The 15376-nt window shown below is 71.4% G+C and carries 15 protein-coding genes; 7 read left to right on the forward strand and 8 right to left on the reverse strand.

What is annotated here, in order from left to right:
- The first annotated feature begins 151 nt into the window (after window positions 1-151).
- Window positions 152-2266 (forward strand): SpoIIE family protein phosphatase, encoded by a 2115-nt coding sequence (locus QOM21_RS33085; protein WP_407554683.1) that lies wholly within the window; start codon window positions 152-154, stop codon window positions 2264-2266.
- Here the strand turns inward: QOM21_RS33085 and QOM21_RS33090 are convergent.
- The 3 genes from QOM21_RS33090 to QOM21_RS33100 all read right to left on the reverse strand — a co-directional run bounded on the left by QOM21_RS33090 (window position 2255) and on the right by QOM21_RS33100 (window position 4354).
- A complete protein-coding gene (locus tag QOM21_RS33090) occupies window positions 2255-2803 on the reverse strand; it encodes a CchlQ (protein WP_407554684.1) in 549 nt (182 codons plus the stop codon). The genes QOM21_RS33085 and QOM21_RS33090 overlap by 12 nt on opposite strands.
- A 109-nt stretch (window positions 2804-2912) precedes the next feature.
- Entirely contained in the window at window positions 2913-3800 is an 888-nt protein-coding gene (locus QOM21_RS33095; protein WP_407554685.1) for an alpha/beta hydrolase fold domain-containing protein, read from the reverse strand.
- Entirely contained in the window at window positions 3797-4354 is a 558-nt protein-coding gene (locus QOM21_RS33100; RefSeq protein ID WP_407554686.1) for a quercetin 2,3-dioxygenase, read from the reverse strand. Before QOM21_RS33100 ends, QOM21_RS33095 begins: the two co-directional genes overlap by 4 nt.
- A gap of 184 nt (window positions 4355-4538) precedes the next feature.
- Between QOM21_RS33100 and QOM21_RS33105 the strand changes: the two genes are divergently transcribed.
- Window positions 4539-4982, forward strand: a complete 444-nt coding sequence (locus tag QOM21_RS33105) for a MarR family winged helix-turn-helix transcriptional regulator (RefSeq protein WP_407554687.1) — start codon at window positions 4539-4541, stop codon at window positions 4980-4982.
- Window positions 4983-5054: 72 nt separating this feature from the next.
- Here the strand turns inward: QOM21_RS33105 and QOM21_RS33110 are convergent, their stop codons facing one another.
- Entirely contained in the window at window positions 5055-5429 is a 375-nt protein-coding gene (locus QOM21_RS33110) for a VOC family protein (RefSeq protein WP_407554688.1), read from the reverse strand.
- A 172-nt stretch (window positions 5430-5601) separates the two neighbouring features.
- A complete protein-coding gene (locus QOM21_RS33115; RefSeq protein ID WP_407555967.1) occupies window positions 5602-7263 on the reverse strand; it encodes a CocE/NonD family hydrolase in 1662 nt (553 codons plus the stop codon).
- A gap of 175 nt (window positions 7264-7438) precedes the next feature.
- On the opposite strand from QOM21_RS33115, the gene QOM21_RS33120 reads away from it, so the two are divergent.
- Entirely contained in the window at window positions 7439-8155 is a 717-nt protein-coding gene (locus tag QOM21_RS33120; protein ID WP_407554689.1) for a TetR/AcrR family transcriptional regulator, read from the forward strand.
- Window positions 8156-8269: 114 nt separating this feature from the next.
- On the opposite strand, the gene QOM21_RS33125 is transcribed toward QOM21_RS33120, so the two are convergent.
- Window positions 8270-8788: a hypothetical protein gene (locus tag QOM21_RS33125; RefSeq protein WP_407554690.1), complete on the reverse strand. Its 519-nt coding sequence runs from the start codon at window positions 8786-8788 to the stop codon at window positions 8270-8272.
- 225 nt (window positions 8789-9013) lie between these two features.
- Between QOM21_RS33125 and QOM21_RS33130 the strand changes: the two genes are divergently transcribed.
- A complete protein-coding gene (locus tag QOM21_RS33130) occupies window positions 9014-9871 on the forward strand; it encodes a dienelactone hydrolase family protein (RefSeq protein WP_407554691.1) in 858 nt (285 codons plus the stop codon).
- 175 nt (window positions 9872-10046) lie between these two features.
- Here the strand turns inward: QOM21_RS33130 and QOM21_RS33135 are convergent, their stop codons facing one another.
- The gene (locus QOM21_RS33135; protein ID WP_407554692.1) at window positions 10047-10736 is read right to left on the reverse strand and encodes a DUF305 domain-containing protein; all 690 of its coding nucleotides are present in this window, start codon (window positions 10734-10736) and stop codon (window positions 10047-10049) included.
- A gap of 94 nt (window positions 10737-10830) precedes the next feature.
- Window positions 10831-11280, reverse strand: coding sequence for a hypothetical protein (locus QOM21_RS33140; RefSeq protein ID WP_407554693.1), 450 nt, complete (start codon window positions 11278-11280; stop codon window positions 10831-10833).
- A 310-nt stretch (window positions 11281-11590) separates the two neighbouring features.
- Here QOM21_RS33140 and QOM21_RS33145 point away from each other — a divergent pair, with 310 nt between their 5' ends.
- The 3 genes from QOM21_RS33145 (at window position 11591) to QOM21_RS33155 (ending at window position 15321) form a co-directional block, all read left to right on the forward strand.
- Window positions 11591-12046: a hypothetical protein gene (locus QOM21_RS33145; RefSeq protein ID WP_407554694.1), complete on the forward strand. Its 456-nt coding sequence runs from the start codon at window positions 11591-11593 to the stop codon at window positions 12044-12046.
- A gap of 786 nt (window positions 12047-12832) precedes the next feature.
- Window positions 12833-14020 carry a PLP-dependent cysteine synthase family protein gene (locus tag QOM21_RS33150; protein ID WP_407554695.1) on the forward strand — a complete coding sequence of 396 codons (1188 nt, stop codon included), beginning with the start codon at window positions 12833-12835 and terminating at the stop codon, window positions 14018-14020.
- Entirely contained in the window at window positions 14017-15321 is a 1305-nt protein-coding gene (locus QOM21_RS33155) for an MFS transporter (protein ID WP_407554696.1), read from the forward strand. Before QOM21_RS33150 ends, QOM21_RS33155 begins: the two co-directional genes overlap by 4 nt.
- Window positions 15322-15376: the final 55 nt, after the last annotated feature.

Consider the following 15376-nt stretch of genomic DNA (forward strand, 5'->3'; position numbering starts at 1 on the left):
CGCGCGGGGTGCGGAGTGGGCAGGGGCAGCGCAATGATGGAAGGGCACGGCGCGATGCGGGATGATGGAAGAGCATCGCGCGATGCGGTACGGCGGGCATGCCGGAAGGGGCATCAGCACATCAGGCGGGGAGGCTGAGAGGAGCCGAGGGATGTGCTCAGCTGAATCCTTCCCGGCCGATGCGGAACCGCCGGGGAAGGTGACGTCGGAGCCGGGTGGGCTCCTGGACGTGCTGAGTGTGGCTGCCGTCGTGCTGGACGGCGAGGGGCGGATCATCCTGTGGAGCCCCTTCGCCGAACAACTGTTCGGCTACTCGGCGGGTGAGGCGCTCGGCCAGTTCGCGGGGCGCCTGCTGGTGCACGACGAGCACCTCGACCTGGTCCTGAAGCTGTTCACCCGTGTCATGGAGGGCGAGGGCAGCTGGTCGGGAGCCTTTCCCGTGCGCCACAAGGACGGCAGCACCCGACTGGCGGAGTTCCGCAACATGCGGCTGGAGGACGAGCACGGGGAGCTGTACGCCCTGGGCCTGGCCACCGGGCACTCGACGCTGCGCAAGGTGGAGCGGGATCTGGCCCTGTCCACCAGGCTGATCTCGCAGTCCCCGATCGGCCTGGCCGTCACCGACACCGAGCTGCGGTACGTCGCCGTCAACCCGGCCCTGGAACAGATCAACGGCCTGCCCGCCTCGGAGCATCTGGGGCGGCACGTGCGCGAGGCCCTCCCCTTCCTCGACGTCGACACCATCGAGGCCACGATGCGCGAGGTCCTGGAGACCGGCGTCCCGATCCTCGACCAGGAGTCCGTGGGGCGCATCCCGACCGACCCGGACCGCGAGCACGCCTGGTCGGTTTCCTTCTACCGGCTGGAGGCATCGAGCGGGAAGGTGCTGGGGGTGGCCGTCTCCGTCGTGGACGTCAGCGAGCGGCACCGCGCCGCCGCCGAGGCCGCCAAGGCCCGTCGCAACCTTTCCCTCGTCGCCGAGGCGTCCATCCGGATCGGAACGACGCTGGACCTCGGCCAGACGGCACGAGAGCTGGCCGAGACCTGCGTGCCGGAGCTGGCCGACGTGGCGGCCGTGGACATTCTCGACGGGATCCTGACCGGCCGCCCGGCGCTGGCCTCGTCCGGTGGTCCGGCCCTGGTGCGGGCGCTGGCCGTGGCATCGGCCGCCGATACGCCCATCGAGGCGGTGCGCGCCGCCGACCCGCCGGGACAGGTGGCCCGGTATGACGCCGACCGGCTCGTCACCCGCAGCGTGAACAGCCGTCGCCCCGTCCGCATCCCCCGCGTCGAGGAAGCCGACCTGCTCAGCATCGCCCGCTGCCCTGAGGACGCCGGTCTCCTGGGGCGGGCGGGCCTGCACTCCTACCTGGCCGTGCCGCTGATGGCGCGCGGTGAAGTCCTCGGCGCTCTCGACCTCAAGCGCACCCAGAACCCGGAACCGTTCACCCACGACGACGAAGTCCTCGCGGGCGAACTCGCCGCGCGGGCGGCCGTCTGCATCGACAACGCCCGCTGGTACGAAAGCCAGCGGCACGCCGCCCTGACCCTGCAGCGCAGCCTCCTGCCCGAGCACCCCGAGCCACGGCCCGGGCTGGAGATGGCCTACCGCTACCAGCCCGCCTCGATCGCCAGCGAGATCGGGGGCGACTGGTTCGACGTCATCCCCCTCACCGACGACAAGACCGCCCTCGTCGTCGGTGATGTCATGGGCAGCGGCCTGAGTGCCGCCGCCACCATGGGGCAACTGCGCACCGCGACCCGCGCGTTCGCCGAGCTCGACCTCGAACCCGCGCAGGTGCTGCACCATCTCGACCACATCGCCGACCGCATGGGGCAGACCATCACGACGTGCATCTACGCCGTGTACGACCCCCGCAACAACCGCTGTCTGATGTCCAACGCCGGGCATCTGCCGCCGGCGCTGATCCGCCCCGGTGAGGACGCGGAGCTGCTTGAGCTGCCGACCGGCGCCCCGCTCGGCGTCGGCGAAGTCCCCTTCTGCACCACCGCGTTCCCCCTGCTCCCCGGCGAGGAACTGCTCCTCTACACAGATGGCCTGGTCGAAACCCGCAACCAGGCCATCGACGAACGCCTGAACGCTCTCCTCGCCTTCCTCACCGGACCCCCGCGATCCTTGGAGGAGACCTGCGACGTGCTGCTGTACACCCTGCGCCACCCCGGCGAGCACGACGACGTGGCCATGCTCATCGTCCGAGCGGCCTCCCTGGCCGAGGGGTCGGCGCCGGGCCCGTCAGGCTCCTGAGGCGGTCGCGGGGCGGCACAGCGCGCACCGGTCGGTGCCGTCCCAGCCGTCCCACCCGAAGGCCGCCGGCGACAGGGACCGCCCCTCCAGTTCCTCACGCACGGCGACCCGGTACTCCCACACCGCGGCGATGTAGGGGTGGTGGGCGTCATGGAAGGCCGTCGACGAGGCCGAAGCCCCCGCGGCGATGGCCCGTTGCAGGGCGCGGAGCTGCTCGAACATCGTCTGCCCCGCGCCGGCGACGGCGGTGGTCGCGTCGATGAACAGCCTTTCGCGCGCTTCGTAGATCCCGGCATCGCTCAGCGCCGCACGGGTCACGGGCCCCAAGTCGGTTTCCCCGTCAGGGTTTTGCGCGATCTGACGCAACCGCGCATGGCAGACCCCGGCGGCCGAGATGAACTCGATGTACACCGTGCGCCGCCGTGCCCCGACGCCGCGGTCGTCCTCGCGGCGATGCCGCAGATAGTCGGCAAGCACGGTGCCGGTGATGGCGATCGAGCCACCGCTGACCGTCGCGACGAGCGTCCCCCAGTCCACGTCTGTCCCCCGTAGTGATCGTGACGTCGGAGTCTGAATCTACGGGCGCGGCGTGACCTACGGCAGGGACTTGCGGAGAACGGGAGGTCGGGCCGCGCCCGCAGGGGCCTCAGCTCACGAGGTGACGGGCGAAGCGCAGGGAGTGGGTGAAAATGTCCTCCACCTCGGCGTCGGACAGTCCGTACCAACCGTGGTCCGCCCCCGGGACCAGCCGGAGTTCGGCCCGCGCGCCGGCGTCGTTCAGAGCGGCGGCGAGGGCTTCGCTGTGGGTCCGCGACACCATGGTGTCCGCTTCGCCGTGGACGAGCAGGAACGGCGGCGCGCCGGAGTGGGCATGCGCCAGCGGGCCGGCCTCGTCGGCGCGATCCGGGCAGGTGGCCGGTGCCGCGCCCAACAGCAGCGCTTCCGGGCTACGGGGATCGTGCGGGTCGAAGCCCTCGCGGGGCGTCGACAGGTCGCTCGGCCCGTACCAGACCACGGCGCCCACGGGCCGCGGGTCGGTGGAGGTCAGGGCGAGGAGCGAGGCGAGGTGCCCGCCCGCGGACTCGCCCCACACCACGGTCCGGCCGGTGTCGATGCCGAGTTCCGCGGACCGCAGCCCGAGCCACCGCAGCGCGGCACGGAGATCGTCGAGCGCGGCGGGGAAGACGGCTTCGCCGCTGAGCCGGTAGTCGACGCCGGCCACCGCGAAGCCGGCGGCCGCGAGGCGCTCGAAGGGGCCCGGGGCCCAGTGGCGCATCCGCGGGCCCATGTCCTCGCGACGCCCGCGCCGCCAGGCGCCGCCGTGCACACACAGCAGCAGCGGGGCGGGGCGGGGACGGCCGTCCTCGGGGAGCCACAGGTCCAGTTCGACCGGGCGGCTGCCCTCGATGTGCCTGTACGGCACGCCGCGCAGCAGGCGGACGCCGGACTCGCACGGGGCGGCGGGCGGCAGCGGCGCGATGTCCGGGTGGGGCGCGGCGATCACTTCGCGCAGGGCGGGCCGGGCCTGCGTCACCGGGTCCGCCACTGGTGGTCGGGGAGGAAGCGCACGTCGTACTCCTGCGGCACCGTGCCGAACTTCTCGGGCGCGGGGACGACGGGCTCCCGCGGGAGACCCAGCTGTTCGGCCGGTGCGCCGAGGCTCTCGAAGAACCGCTCGAAGGTGCCTCCGGGCCCGGCGGCGACGCCGACGACCTGGCTGTGGTGGCGCTCCATGCGGTAGGCGTGCGGGCAGTTCTTCGGCACGAAGCCGAAGTCTCCGGGCGTCAGCACCTTCTCCTGTTGAACGCCTTCGGTGTCCTCCACGAAGAGCCGGACCGCGCCGTGGGTGATGTAGAAGACCTCGTAGGTGTCGCGGTGGAGATGGGCCGGGATGATGTCGCCCTTGGGGCCTTCGCAGGTGAAGAAGTTGAAGGTGTTCTCCGTCTGCTCGCCGCCCGCGTAGATGGTGACGAGATCGCCGAAGAGGTGCGCGCGGTCGCCCTCGCCCTTCTCGATGAAGTACGGCTTGCCCGGCTGGTCGGGGATGCGCGAGGCGCGGCGGTAGCGGGTGGCGTATTCGAGGGTCATGGTCTCTCCCTGAGCAGCCGACAGTCCGGGAGGCGGACAGCGGTCCGTCCGCCCCACCACCAGGAGTGTCAGGCAGGCTGACATATTGGATGTCAGGTAGGCTGACACAGATATCGGCCGGTAGCAACCGGCCCGGCAACCGGCTCACCACGCTGCCCGCCCGGGGCCGTGGAGTAAGGAAGCGATGACCGGCACCGACCGACCCCTCCCGCAGCTGCTCGGCGACGCCCGGCGCTGGTTCGACGAGGGGTTGCTGGCAGCTCTGGACGCGGCCGGCGCGACACCGGTGTCGCCGCCTCAGCTCCAGCTCTTCGCCGTCCTGGACGAGGAGGGCACCACGGTCTCCGAGCTGGCCCGGCGGATGGGGGTCACCCGGCAGACCGCCCACCAGGCCGCGCACGGCCTCGTCGACGCGGGGCTGCTGGAACAGGCGCCCCATCCCACCTCCGCCCGGCAACGGCTGATCCGGCGCACCGCGAAGGGAGCCCGCGCGCACCGTGAGGCCGAGCTGCTGCTCGAACGGCTGGAGGCGCAACTCGCCGAACGCATCGGCCAGGAAGCGGTCGACGCTCTGCGCGCGGCGCTGGAAACGCCGTGGGGCGAGCCGCCCGCTCCGGGGCGGGCCTGAGCGCCACGCCGGCGCGCCGGTAGCTCGCCATCCGGCTTCCGGGGCACCAGAAACCCCGGATGCCGCGTGCGGTCACGCCGGATACGGGTCTTCCTGGACCATCTGGAAGTAGTTGCCGTCCGGGTCCGTCCCGATGGAGAACAGGCCGATGTCGGGGACCGGGATCGTGGGAACGGTGATCAGGCCCCCGTGGTTCTCGACGGCCCGCGACGCCTCGTCGATGTCGTCCACCCGCATGCGCAGCATGAGCCCGCCGCTGAAGTCGCCGCGCGTGGCGGAATCCACCCGCTCCAGCATGCTGCCGTCGATCCCGGAGCCCGCGGTGCCGGTCCGGATCGCCCAGCGCTCGCCCTGCTGGACGAAGGACCACCCGAAGACGGACTCGTAGAAGGTGCGCATGCGCACGAAGTCGTTGGCGTACATCTCGAAGTGGACCGGGCGGGCCATGGAATTCCCTTCGGCGGACACGTCGGAGGCCGGAGCGCTTGATCCCAAGTGCTTGACCGGAAGGTAACCCGAGGTCGCCGGGCGGGCGGCCATGCTCGCCGGATGTGGTGGGGAGGCCGCGGGCAGGCCGACCTGTACGGGGTAGCGGCCGCGGCCTCCTCGGTGCCGTCGCCTACTCCTCGGTGTCGCTCCTCCATTCCCGCGGCGGGCTGTCGCTCGCCGGCGTGTCGTGGCTGTGTGTCCGACCGCTGCGGGGCAGGGCCAGTGCGGACCCCGCGTGCAGGGTGAGGTGCGCCGGCCGGTGGCCGGTGGCGTCGACCGCCGCCTCCCCGGTGCCGGGGCTCCGGGCGAAGCGCGGATGGGCGCCGCCGCTGATCTGGAGGCGAATGCGGTGGCCCGCGGCGAAATGGTGCGCGGTGGCACCCATCGGCACGATGGCCTGCGCGGGGTCCTGCCCATCGGTCCGCAGCCGGACCAGTCCGTCGCAGACGTTGCGGGAGCGGTTGTCGGTGTCGACATCGCAGAGGCGGGCGAACACGTCGGCGTGGCCGGTGTCGGTGGAGATCCGCAGCCGCGCGGAGACCGGGCCGAAGGCTTCGACGGGTTCGGTCAGCGGCGGGGTGGTGAACGTCAGGACGTCCTCCCGTGCCTCCAGGGAGGTGTTGTCCCGGGAGCCGGCGCCCCGGGAGAGCAGGGGTCCGCCCACGGAAGGGGTGGGGTCGTCCGGGTCGTAGCGAAAGGATGCCGGCGCCGTGGACTCCGCGGGGACCTGTCGGGTGAGCGTCCCGTGCGCCCCGGGGAACCAGGCCGCCGTGTCGGGCGCCTGCGGCCAGTCGTCGAGGTCCCGCCAGGCACCTTCGCCGCCTACGTGCACGCGCACCGTGGTGGGCCGGACGCCGGACGGGTCGGCGCACAGATGCGCACGCAGCCAGGCGAGGCTCTCGGCGAACACCTCGGGCCACCCCTGCTGGAATGCGGAGGTGTGCGTCCAGGGGCCGACGAGCAAGGAGGTCTCGCATCCGGCCTGACGCAGCCGGGCGTACTGTTCGAAGGTCTGGTCGGCCAGCCCGTCGTGCCACCCCGTGACCAAAGCGGTCGGCACACGCAACCGCTCCGCCGGCTCACCCAGGATTGCTCCGTCCCAGTACGGGTCGTCGGCGTCCGGGTGCGTCATCACGTCGTCCAGCCAGGGGACTTCGCCAAGGGCCGAGACGTGCGCCCCGCGCAGTGGCCGCGCGGTGCTGATCTTGCGCAGGCGGCGCTGAAGGCGCAGCGTCGCCTTCAGCAGGGCCGCGGTTCCCTGGTGCTGGTACGTCATGCCGACGCCGACCGCGAGGGCGTTCTCCAGGCGGAGTGCTCCGCCCGTGTGGAAGAGGGCATGCGGATCGTGCAGGCCGGCCTGTATCACCATCGCCTTCAGCTCGGGTGGCGGTTCCAGGGCGAGCGCCCACTGCACGTAGCCGAGGTAGCTGGGGCCGATGGTGCCCAGCGTTCCGTTGAACCAGGGCTGTTCGCGCAGCCAGGACACCGTCGCCTGGCCGTCGGCGGCCTCGTTGCGCCAGAGGTGGAAGCGGCCGCCCGAGCCGCCGGTGCCTCGGCAGCTCTGCAGGACCACGTGGAAGCCCTGTTCGGCGAAGAGGATGCCGTTCATGGGAGACCAGGGCAGGCCACGGCCGTACGGCGAGCGCACGAGGAGGGTGGGGAAGTCGCCCTCGGCGCGGGGGAAGTAGTGATCGGTCAGCAGCGGGCTGCCGTCCGCGGCCGGTACGGCGAGCCCGGGCTCCCATCCGACGTCGTACCGCTTGGGCGGAAGGTTGCGCCAACTCGCTCTCATCAACCGTGAGGACAGTGGCGGCTTCCTCGTCGGTTCCGTCCGGTCGGCCCTCGCCGCGGTCTCCTGCGGGTGCGCTGTCATGGTTCCCCTCCGCTATTCTCGTACGTCGTACGAGAATAGCGGATGCTTGGATGGGCACCGCAACATCCAGTGCTCAGGAGAGGGTGGAAAGAACGTGAGCCGTCGTGACGCGGCAGGCACCTCAGGCGTCGATCCCGAACAGCTCTGGCTGCGCACCGGTCAGCCGGCGAGGGGCCGCAAGCCCGCCTTCAGCCGTCAGGCGATCACGGCCGCGGCGGTCACCCTGGCCGACGCGGAAGGACTGGAGGCCGTCACCATGCGGCGGGTCGCCTCCGAGGTCGGGGCCGGTGTGATGTCCCTGTACAGCTACGCCCCCGACAAGGAGACGCTGCTGGAGCTGATGGTGGACCGGGTCAGCGGCGAACTTCCGACGGACGGACCACTCACCGGCGACTGGCGCACGGACCTGAAGGCCATCGGCCACCTCCAGCGCGCCCTCATGCTCCGGCACCCGTGGCTCCCCGCCGCGTTGACGACCCGCAGAACCCCCGGCCCGCACACGCTGGACTTCCTGGAGCACGCCCTTGCCGCGCTACGGCCCACCCGGCTCGACGGCGCCGCCAAGCTGGAGGTCTTCAGCCAGCTCACCGGCTTCGTCGCCGGACACGTCGCCCACGAGATCGCCCAGGCCGCGGTGGCGGACCGCCCCGACCGCGCCGCCGCCGAAGCCCGCTACCTCGCCGCAGTCGCCGCCGACGGCCACCACCCGGAACTGACCGAAGCCCTCTCGGCGCCGGGACGCCCCCTGGCCCCGGAAGCCACCTTCACCCGCTTCCTCGACCGCCTGATCGACGGCCTGGACACCGACTGAACCGGCCGTACTGGTGCCCAATGGGCAAGCCGGGTGCCCAGGGGCCCCGTCCCGCCTCGACCTCCCCGCCGGTCCCGCTTGCCTGCCGCAGGGACAAAGCCACCCGATGGAGCGTCAGTTGAGACCGTCTCCGGCATCGGCGGGAACATGGTGGCGGGCCACGAGGCGGCGGGCTTCTGACACGACCTCGGCATCGAGCAGCGCCGAGGTTCTGTCACTTCTCCTCTCGAACCCGAGAAGGTCGTACTCGTCGTCGAGCTCCGCGAGCCTTTCCGTCAGCGCCAGTTCATGGCCGCAACGCTGATGAACCCAGAAGGTGAATTCACGAGGTGTCAGGTCGCCCGCGAGTGTGCGCCGCGCAAGCGCCCGGGCAGCGGCTTCCCGGCCGTTGGCGCCGGCGACAGCGGAGAAGGTGAGGCCGAGGTCGGCGAGCGCTTCGGGAAGCAGGTCAGGAACGTCGTGGTCCGCCTCCCCTCGGGTGCAAGCTGCCAGGGCCCGCAGCCCGGGGCCGTCCCATCCGGCGACGAGCGCATCGCAGGCCGCAGCGACGACCTCTGCGGCGCGTAGGTCGCCCGTACTCCAGAGGGCTGCACGATCCAGGAGTTCACTTGCTGCTGCTTCGTCCGGTGTCACCGGCTCATGGTCTCGGCATGAGGTGGCGCGGTCGAGCCATTTTCAAAGCGGGTCCTGGCCGCTTCTCGCGGGCCGGGCGACTGCGGCTGCCGGGGTGGCCGCCGCTGCGCCGTGGCGTCGGCTGGGTAGTCTCGCGCTAACTCCGGCCGGGTGTGAGCGAGTTGGCTCGGCTGGAGATCATTACCCGACCGGACCCGAGCAGCGACCGAGCAGACGGTGGTAAGCATGGCAGATCATGACCTGACCGGTTTCGACCGTGGCACCTTCGCGCACAACGGCGTCAGTCGCCGGATTCTGCGGCGTGGGACCGGGCCCGCGGTGATCGTGATGGCCGAGATACCGGGCATCACTCCCAAGGTGTTGCGGTTCGCGGAACGTGTGGCCGCGATCGGCTGCACCGCCGTGCTCCCGGTGCTCTTCGGCGAACCCGGCCGCGATGCCGACCCCGCGACGGCCGGGCGGCTGAAGTCAGGTCTCTACACGGCCTCGTCGATGGTGAAGGTATGCGTGAGCCGGGAGTTCACCGTGCTGGCCAGGGGGAAATCCTCGCGCGTGGTGACCTGGCTGCGGGCCCTTGCCGCATACGAGCACGAGCGCTGCGGCGGCCCCGGCGTCGGGGCCGTCGGCATGTGTCTGACCGGCGGCTTCGCCCTGGCCATGGCTGCCGATGAGCGTCTGCTCGCGCCCGTCCTGTCCCAGCCGTCCCTGCCGCTTGCCGTCACCAAGAGCCGGGCGGGCCGCATCGATATCTCCGCGGAAGAACTCGCCGCCGTCCGTGGCCGCTGCGAGAGCGAGGACCTCCGCGTGCTGGGGCTGCGATTCTGCGGGGACCGGCTCGTACCGGGGGACCGGTTCGCCTTTCTGCGCCGCGAACTCGGTGAGGCGTTCACCGCCGTGGAACTGGACGACTCCGCCGCGAACCCCGACGCCGTGCTGCCGCCGCACTCCGTACTGACCGAGCACCTCATCGACGAACCCGGCGAGCCGACCCGCGCGGCGCTGGACGAGGTGCTCGACCTCTTTCGCACCCGCTTGCTCGAACAGGACCGGGGAACAGCTGAGGTCGCCGGGGGAGAGGGCTGAGCCAACGGGCCTGGCGCGCGCCACCCGGTGATGCGAGGCACGACGCGGGAGCTGCCGCCCGTGAAGGTGAGCGTCAGCGCGGCGCGGTGGCCGCGGGCGCCGGGCCCCTTGGCAGAGGCCCGGCGCTTGGCGAACGGCTGACGAAGAAGACGAAGAAGCGGAGTCCCGCTGCCGGTCAGAGCCGGTCGAGGATCTTCCGGAACTTGTCGACCTCGGCCGTCTGCCCCTTGATGATGTCGCCGGCGAGCTTCTTGGCCGACGCGTTGCGGCCGTCCTTCTGCTCGTTCTCGGCCATGCTGATCGCGCCGTCGTGGTGCGCGGTCATCAGCCTGGCGAACTTCTTGTCGTAGTCCGTGCCCTTGGCGGCCTTGAGTTCGGCCATCTCCTTGTCGGACATGATCCCGGACATTCCCGAGCCGCCGGCGCCGTGGTCCATGCCCGGCATGCCGTGCTCCATGGACGGCGAGGCCGGCTTGCCCCAGCCCTTCAGCCACCCCCGGAGGGTCTTGATCTCCGGCCCCTGGGCCTGCTCGATGGCCGCCGACAGCTCCTTGATCTCCTTGTCGGAAGCCCGGCTCCCCGAGAGCTCGGCCATCTCGATGGCCTGCTGGTGGTGCGGGATCATCATCTGCGCGAACGTCACGTCCGCGTCGTTGAACGCCCCCTTGGCCGACGGGCCCGACGAGCCCGGAGCGGCTGTCGCGGAGTTGCTGCTGCCGTGATCCGTGCCCGGCGTGCCGTGGTTCTTGTCGCTCTCGCCGCCGTTGCCGCAGGCGGCAAGCGTCAGGGCACCGGCGGCAACCGCGCCGACCATCGCCACCCGGCGACGACCGGGCCGGCTCGGGGCGCGCTTGATCGAATTCATGGCTCTACACCTCGTGTGTCATTGCTGCGGAAATGTGTGTTTCAAGGCATGCGTAGGCGACGGACGGCGATCCGTCCGTCGGTCGAGCAGCGGCCTAAATCCGCAGAACCGAGAGCTGTAGGAGGTCGGGAGCGCGCGGAGGCGGCAGTTTGGGGCGGAGCCCGGCCACGAACCGTGCGAGGGAGCGCAGGGACCAGTCACGGAATCGGCTCGGCAGACCGCCGAAGAGGATTCCGAGCATCCAGAGGCCGAGCACGGCCAGACACAGGGACGTCATGTCCATGGAGGGACCGGGGTGACCGGAGTGGTGCCCCGAATCGGATGTCGCACCGGACGCGACGGTGATGGCCGTGTGCCCCGGGGAGCCCGAGCGCGGAACCGCCTCTCCATGGAGCCCCGAGGGCGTGTCCTGCCGCTCGGCCATGGAGACATGCTGCGATGCGCCGCCGGTGCCGGCAGCTGCTTCCGGGTCGGTGGGATGACCGAGACCGTGCATGACGAACACGCCGAGAGCGAGTGCGACGACGACCAGGAGGTGTGCCACACCACCTGATCCCACTCGCCTGCCCACGCGGCTCACCCGCTCGCTCCTTGGTCTTCGGCCCTCCACGGGCTGCCCGGCCTCGACTGTACCCAACGCCACTTCGGGTCCTCGAAGGTCCTCGGCGGTCCTCGCGTGCTGAGGCGCCGCGGCCCCGGAGAGCACCGGATGGCCCCGCCCGCGGCTCACGACGTCGACTTCCCGACGGCCGGGCGGACGCCCCCGCGACCCCACTTCAACGTCACCCGACTGTTGGCGTGATGTTTGCGCCGGAAGGAGCGGAGCAGCTGCGGCCCGCTGCTAGTGTCACGGCATGGTCACGGCCCGGTCGTCCTCCCGCATGCCGTGGGCCCGCTCTTCGGCGGGTCCGCTGCGCGTGCTGTGGGTGGCCGTGCTGCTGTTGGCCTTCGTGTACGCGCACGTCGTGAGCGCCGATTGTGTCGCCGCCCATCTCGGCCCGAAGGTGACCGCCCACACAGCGGCGGCCGAGCACCACCACGCGGTCGACGACACGTCCGCGGACGACGCGGAGTTGCACGGCAAGCCGATGGAACACCCTGACGGTGGTCATGGCCCGTCCCACCCGGCACAGGACTGTGTGCCCGGACCGCCCCAGCACGGCCCTGCCCTGGACGCTCCTGCGGCCTGCGCCCTCGTCGTAGAGCATCTCTCCCCGATGCAGGGGCTCGGCGCGATCGTCGTCGGTGACGCCGCGTCGGCCGAGCTGTTGCCGGCGTCGGCCACAAGAGCGACGGTATTGCGGATTTAGGACCCGGAGGCTCTCCGCAGGCCCTGGAAACCGTCCCGCCCGAACACTTCCGGCGGGCCGACGGGCCGTCATCCGGCTGACCGACTGCCGCCCGGCCGCCACGTGAAACCCCGGCGCGCCCGTGAGCGCACCAGGGTGCCGCGAGGCCGACGTTGCGGCGAAGTCCTGACAGCGCCCCACCCCACCCCGCCCCGTCACCGTTGCTCGTGCGCCCTTGGCGCCACGACCGCCGTCCGCGGAGGAACCTGTGCTCTCGCACCCCCGCATCCGAGCGCTCCTCGCCCCGTCCCGGGAGAGACGCCGACTGCTCGCCCTCGTGCTCGGATGCCTCCTGCTGTGCGCATTCGACTGCGACCTGTTTCTGCACGAGCCCGGTCGCGCTCATGGCGCGCCCATCTCGTCCGGCACCGCGCAGACCATCGGCACAGCCGCACGCGCACCCACACCTGCCGAACCTTCCTGCACGTCGACCGGACTTGCTCCAGAAGCCCGGCGACGGCACAACGCGCCCGCTCCCGCCCTGTCGACGCCCCTACTCGTCACGGCAGTCGTCCGTGCGAGCGCGTCCGGCGCGCAAGGACGGCACACAGCCCCGGAGGCCCGAGGCAATTCCAGCCGAACCACGCTGCGCGCTCTGTGTCGGTGGCGCATCTAGGCCGCTTCCTCCAGCCGCGGCGACGCCGCGGCCGCAGCGCCGCAGGCCCGGGCCATCGGCCCGGACCGGGTGGCGCCGCGCAGGAGAGAACCGCACCCGCCGCGCCTTTCACCGAGAACGAGAGCGAACAGATGCACCCTCCCAAAGACACCGAGACCGTCACCCCACCCACCACCAGGCCCGCCCTCACCGCCTTGTCACGGCTGGTCGGCAATACTCCCGTGCTGCGCGTGGGTGAGCCCTTCGCCCCCGAAGGGCGGGGCTTCTGGGCCAAGCTCGAAGGCTTCAACCCCGGGGGCATCAAGGACCGCCCCGGCCTGCACATGGTCGAACGGGCCCGGGCCCGCGGTGACTTGCGGCCCGGGGGCCGGATCATCGAATCCACCAGCGGCACGCTCGGCCTCGGCCTCGCGCTCGCCGGTATGGTCCACGGCCATCCCGTCACCCTGGTCACCGACCCGGGCCTGGAGGCGTCCATGACCCGGCTGCTCAACGCCTACGGAGCCCAGGTCAACGTCGTCTCCGAACCCCACCCCACCGGTGGCTGGCAGCAGGCCCGCCGCGACCGCGTCACCCAGCTGTTGCTCCGGCACCCGGGTTCCTGGTGCCCGGACCAGTACAACAACCCCGACAACACCACCGCCTACGCACCCCTCGCACTGGAACTCGCCGATGAACTCGGCCATATCGACGTGCTTGTGTGCAGCGTCGGGACCGGTGGCCACTCCGCGGGGATCTCCCGGGTCCTCCAACAGCTCTCCCCACAGCTGCGGTTGGTCGGCGTGGACACCGTCGGATCGACGATCTTCGGTCAGCCGGCCCGCCCTCGGCTCATGAGGGGGCTCGGGTCGAGCATCTACCCCCGCAACGTGGCCTACGGCAGCTTCTCCGAGGTGCACTGGGTCGCCCCGGCCGAAGCGGTGTGGGCCTGCCGCCGGTTGGCTGCCTCGCACTACGCCACCGGGGGATGGAGCGTCGGCGCGGTAGCCCTCGTCGCAGGATGGCTCGCCCGGACCCTGCCCCAGGACACGCGGATCGCCGCCGTCTTCCCCGACGGGCCGCAGCGCTACCTGGGCACCGTCTACGACGACGACTTCTGCCTGGCCCACGGGCTGCTCGACGCGCCGCCCGCCCACGAACCGGACGTGATCGGCCGCGTCGACGAGAAGGAAGTCACCCGCTGGACCCGGTGCGTGGGCGTGGTCGATCCGCTCACCCGCTCCCTCGCCGGCAGTGCGGCGGCGGGCCGGCCGGCCACCGCCACCGGTACCGACGCCGATGAGCGCACCGCTGACACCGAACCCCAGGAGAACCGGTGAAGAGCACCCTCGCACAGGTCCGCACCTACGAACGCAGCGTCCAGCTGCTGATGGTCAATCAATTCACCATCAATCTCGGCTTCTACATGCTGATGCCGTACCTGGCCGCGCATCTGGCCGGGCCGCTCGGACTGGCCGGATGGCTCGTCGGCCTGATCCTGGGCGTGCGCAACTTCAGCCAGCAGGGCATGTTCCTGATCGGCGGCACGCTGGCCGACCGGCTCGGCTACAAACCCATGATCATTGCCGGGCTCGTGCTGCGCGTCATCGGCTTCGCGACCCTCGGCCTCGTCGATTCCGTGCCCGCCCTGCTCGCCGCCTCCGCCGCGACGGGTCTGGCCGGAGCCCTGTTCAACCCCGCCTCCCGCGCCTACCTGGCCGCTGACGCGGGCGAACGCCGAGTGGACGCGTTCGCCCTGTTCAACGTCATCTACCAGGCCGGCATCCTGCTCGGCCCGCTGGTGGGCATGGTGCTCACCGGCGTGGACTTCCGCGTCACCTGCCTGACGGCGGCGGGCATCTTCGCGGTACTCAGCGTGGTGCAGATCAGGATGCTGCCCGCCCGCCGTGTCGAGGAGACGAAGGCCGAAGGGGACGGGCAGCGGGAGAGCGTGCCGGCGCAGTGGCGGAGCATTCTGGCCAACCGGCCGTTCCTGCTGTTCTCGCTCGCCATGATCGGCTCGTATGTCATGTCCTTCCAGGTGTACCTCGCGCTGCCCCTGGAGGTCCGGCGTGTCGGCGGGGAGGGGGAGTTCGGAACGGCTGCCGTGGCGGTGCTGTTCGCCGTATCCGGTCTGAGCACCATCGTCGGACAGACCGGGGTCACCGCCTGGTGCAAGGCGCGCATGGAGCCGGGCCGCGCGCTGGCCTGGGGGCTCTTCACCATGGGCGTCGCCTTCGTGCCGCTGATGTCGGCCACGGCGGTGCCCGTCCCGGACGGCGGGATCGGGTTGTGGCTGCTCGCAGCGGTGCCACCTGCCCTCTCCGCCCTGCTGCTGTCCCTGGGCACGATGGTCGCGTACCCCTTTGAGATGGACACCATCGTCCGCCTCTCCGGTAACCGTCTCGTGGCCACTCACTACGGCCTGTACAACACGATCTGCGGAGTGGGCATCACCCTAGGGAACCTGCTGACCGGCGCCGCACTCGACGCCGCCCGTGCGGCGGGTGTCTCGGCGCTGCCGTGGATCGCGCTCCTCGGGCTCGGTCTCGCCTGCGCCGCCGCCCTGCACGGCCTGCACCGAACGGGACGCCTCGCAGCGCCCGCGCCGCAAGCCCGGCCCGAAACCGCCACAGCCTGACCGGGCCGCCTCACCACGACAGGGGCGGGCAGGCCGTCTGCCCGCCCCTGCTCAG

This window comes from Streptomyces sp. Pv4-95, assembly GCF_045782725.1.
Lineage (GTDB): Bacteria > Actinomycetota > Actinomycetes > Streptomycetales > Streptomycetaceae > Streptomyces.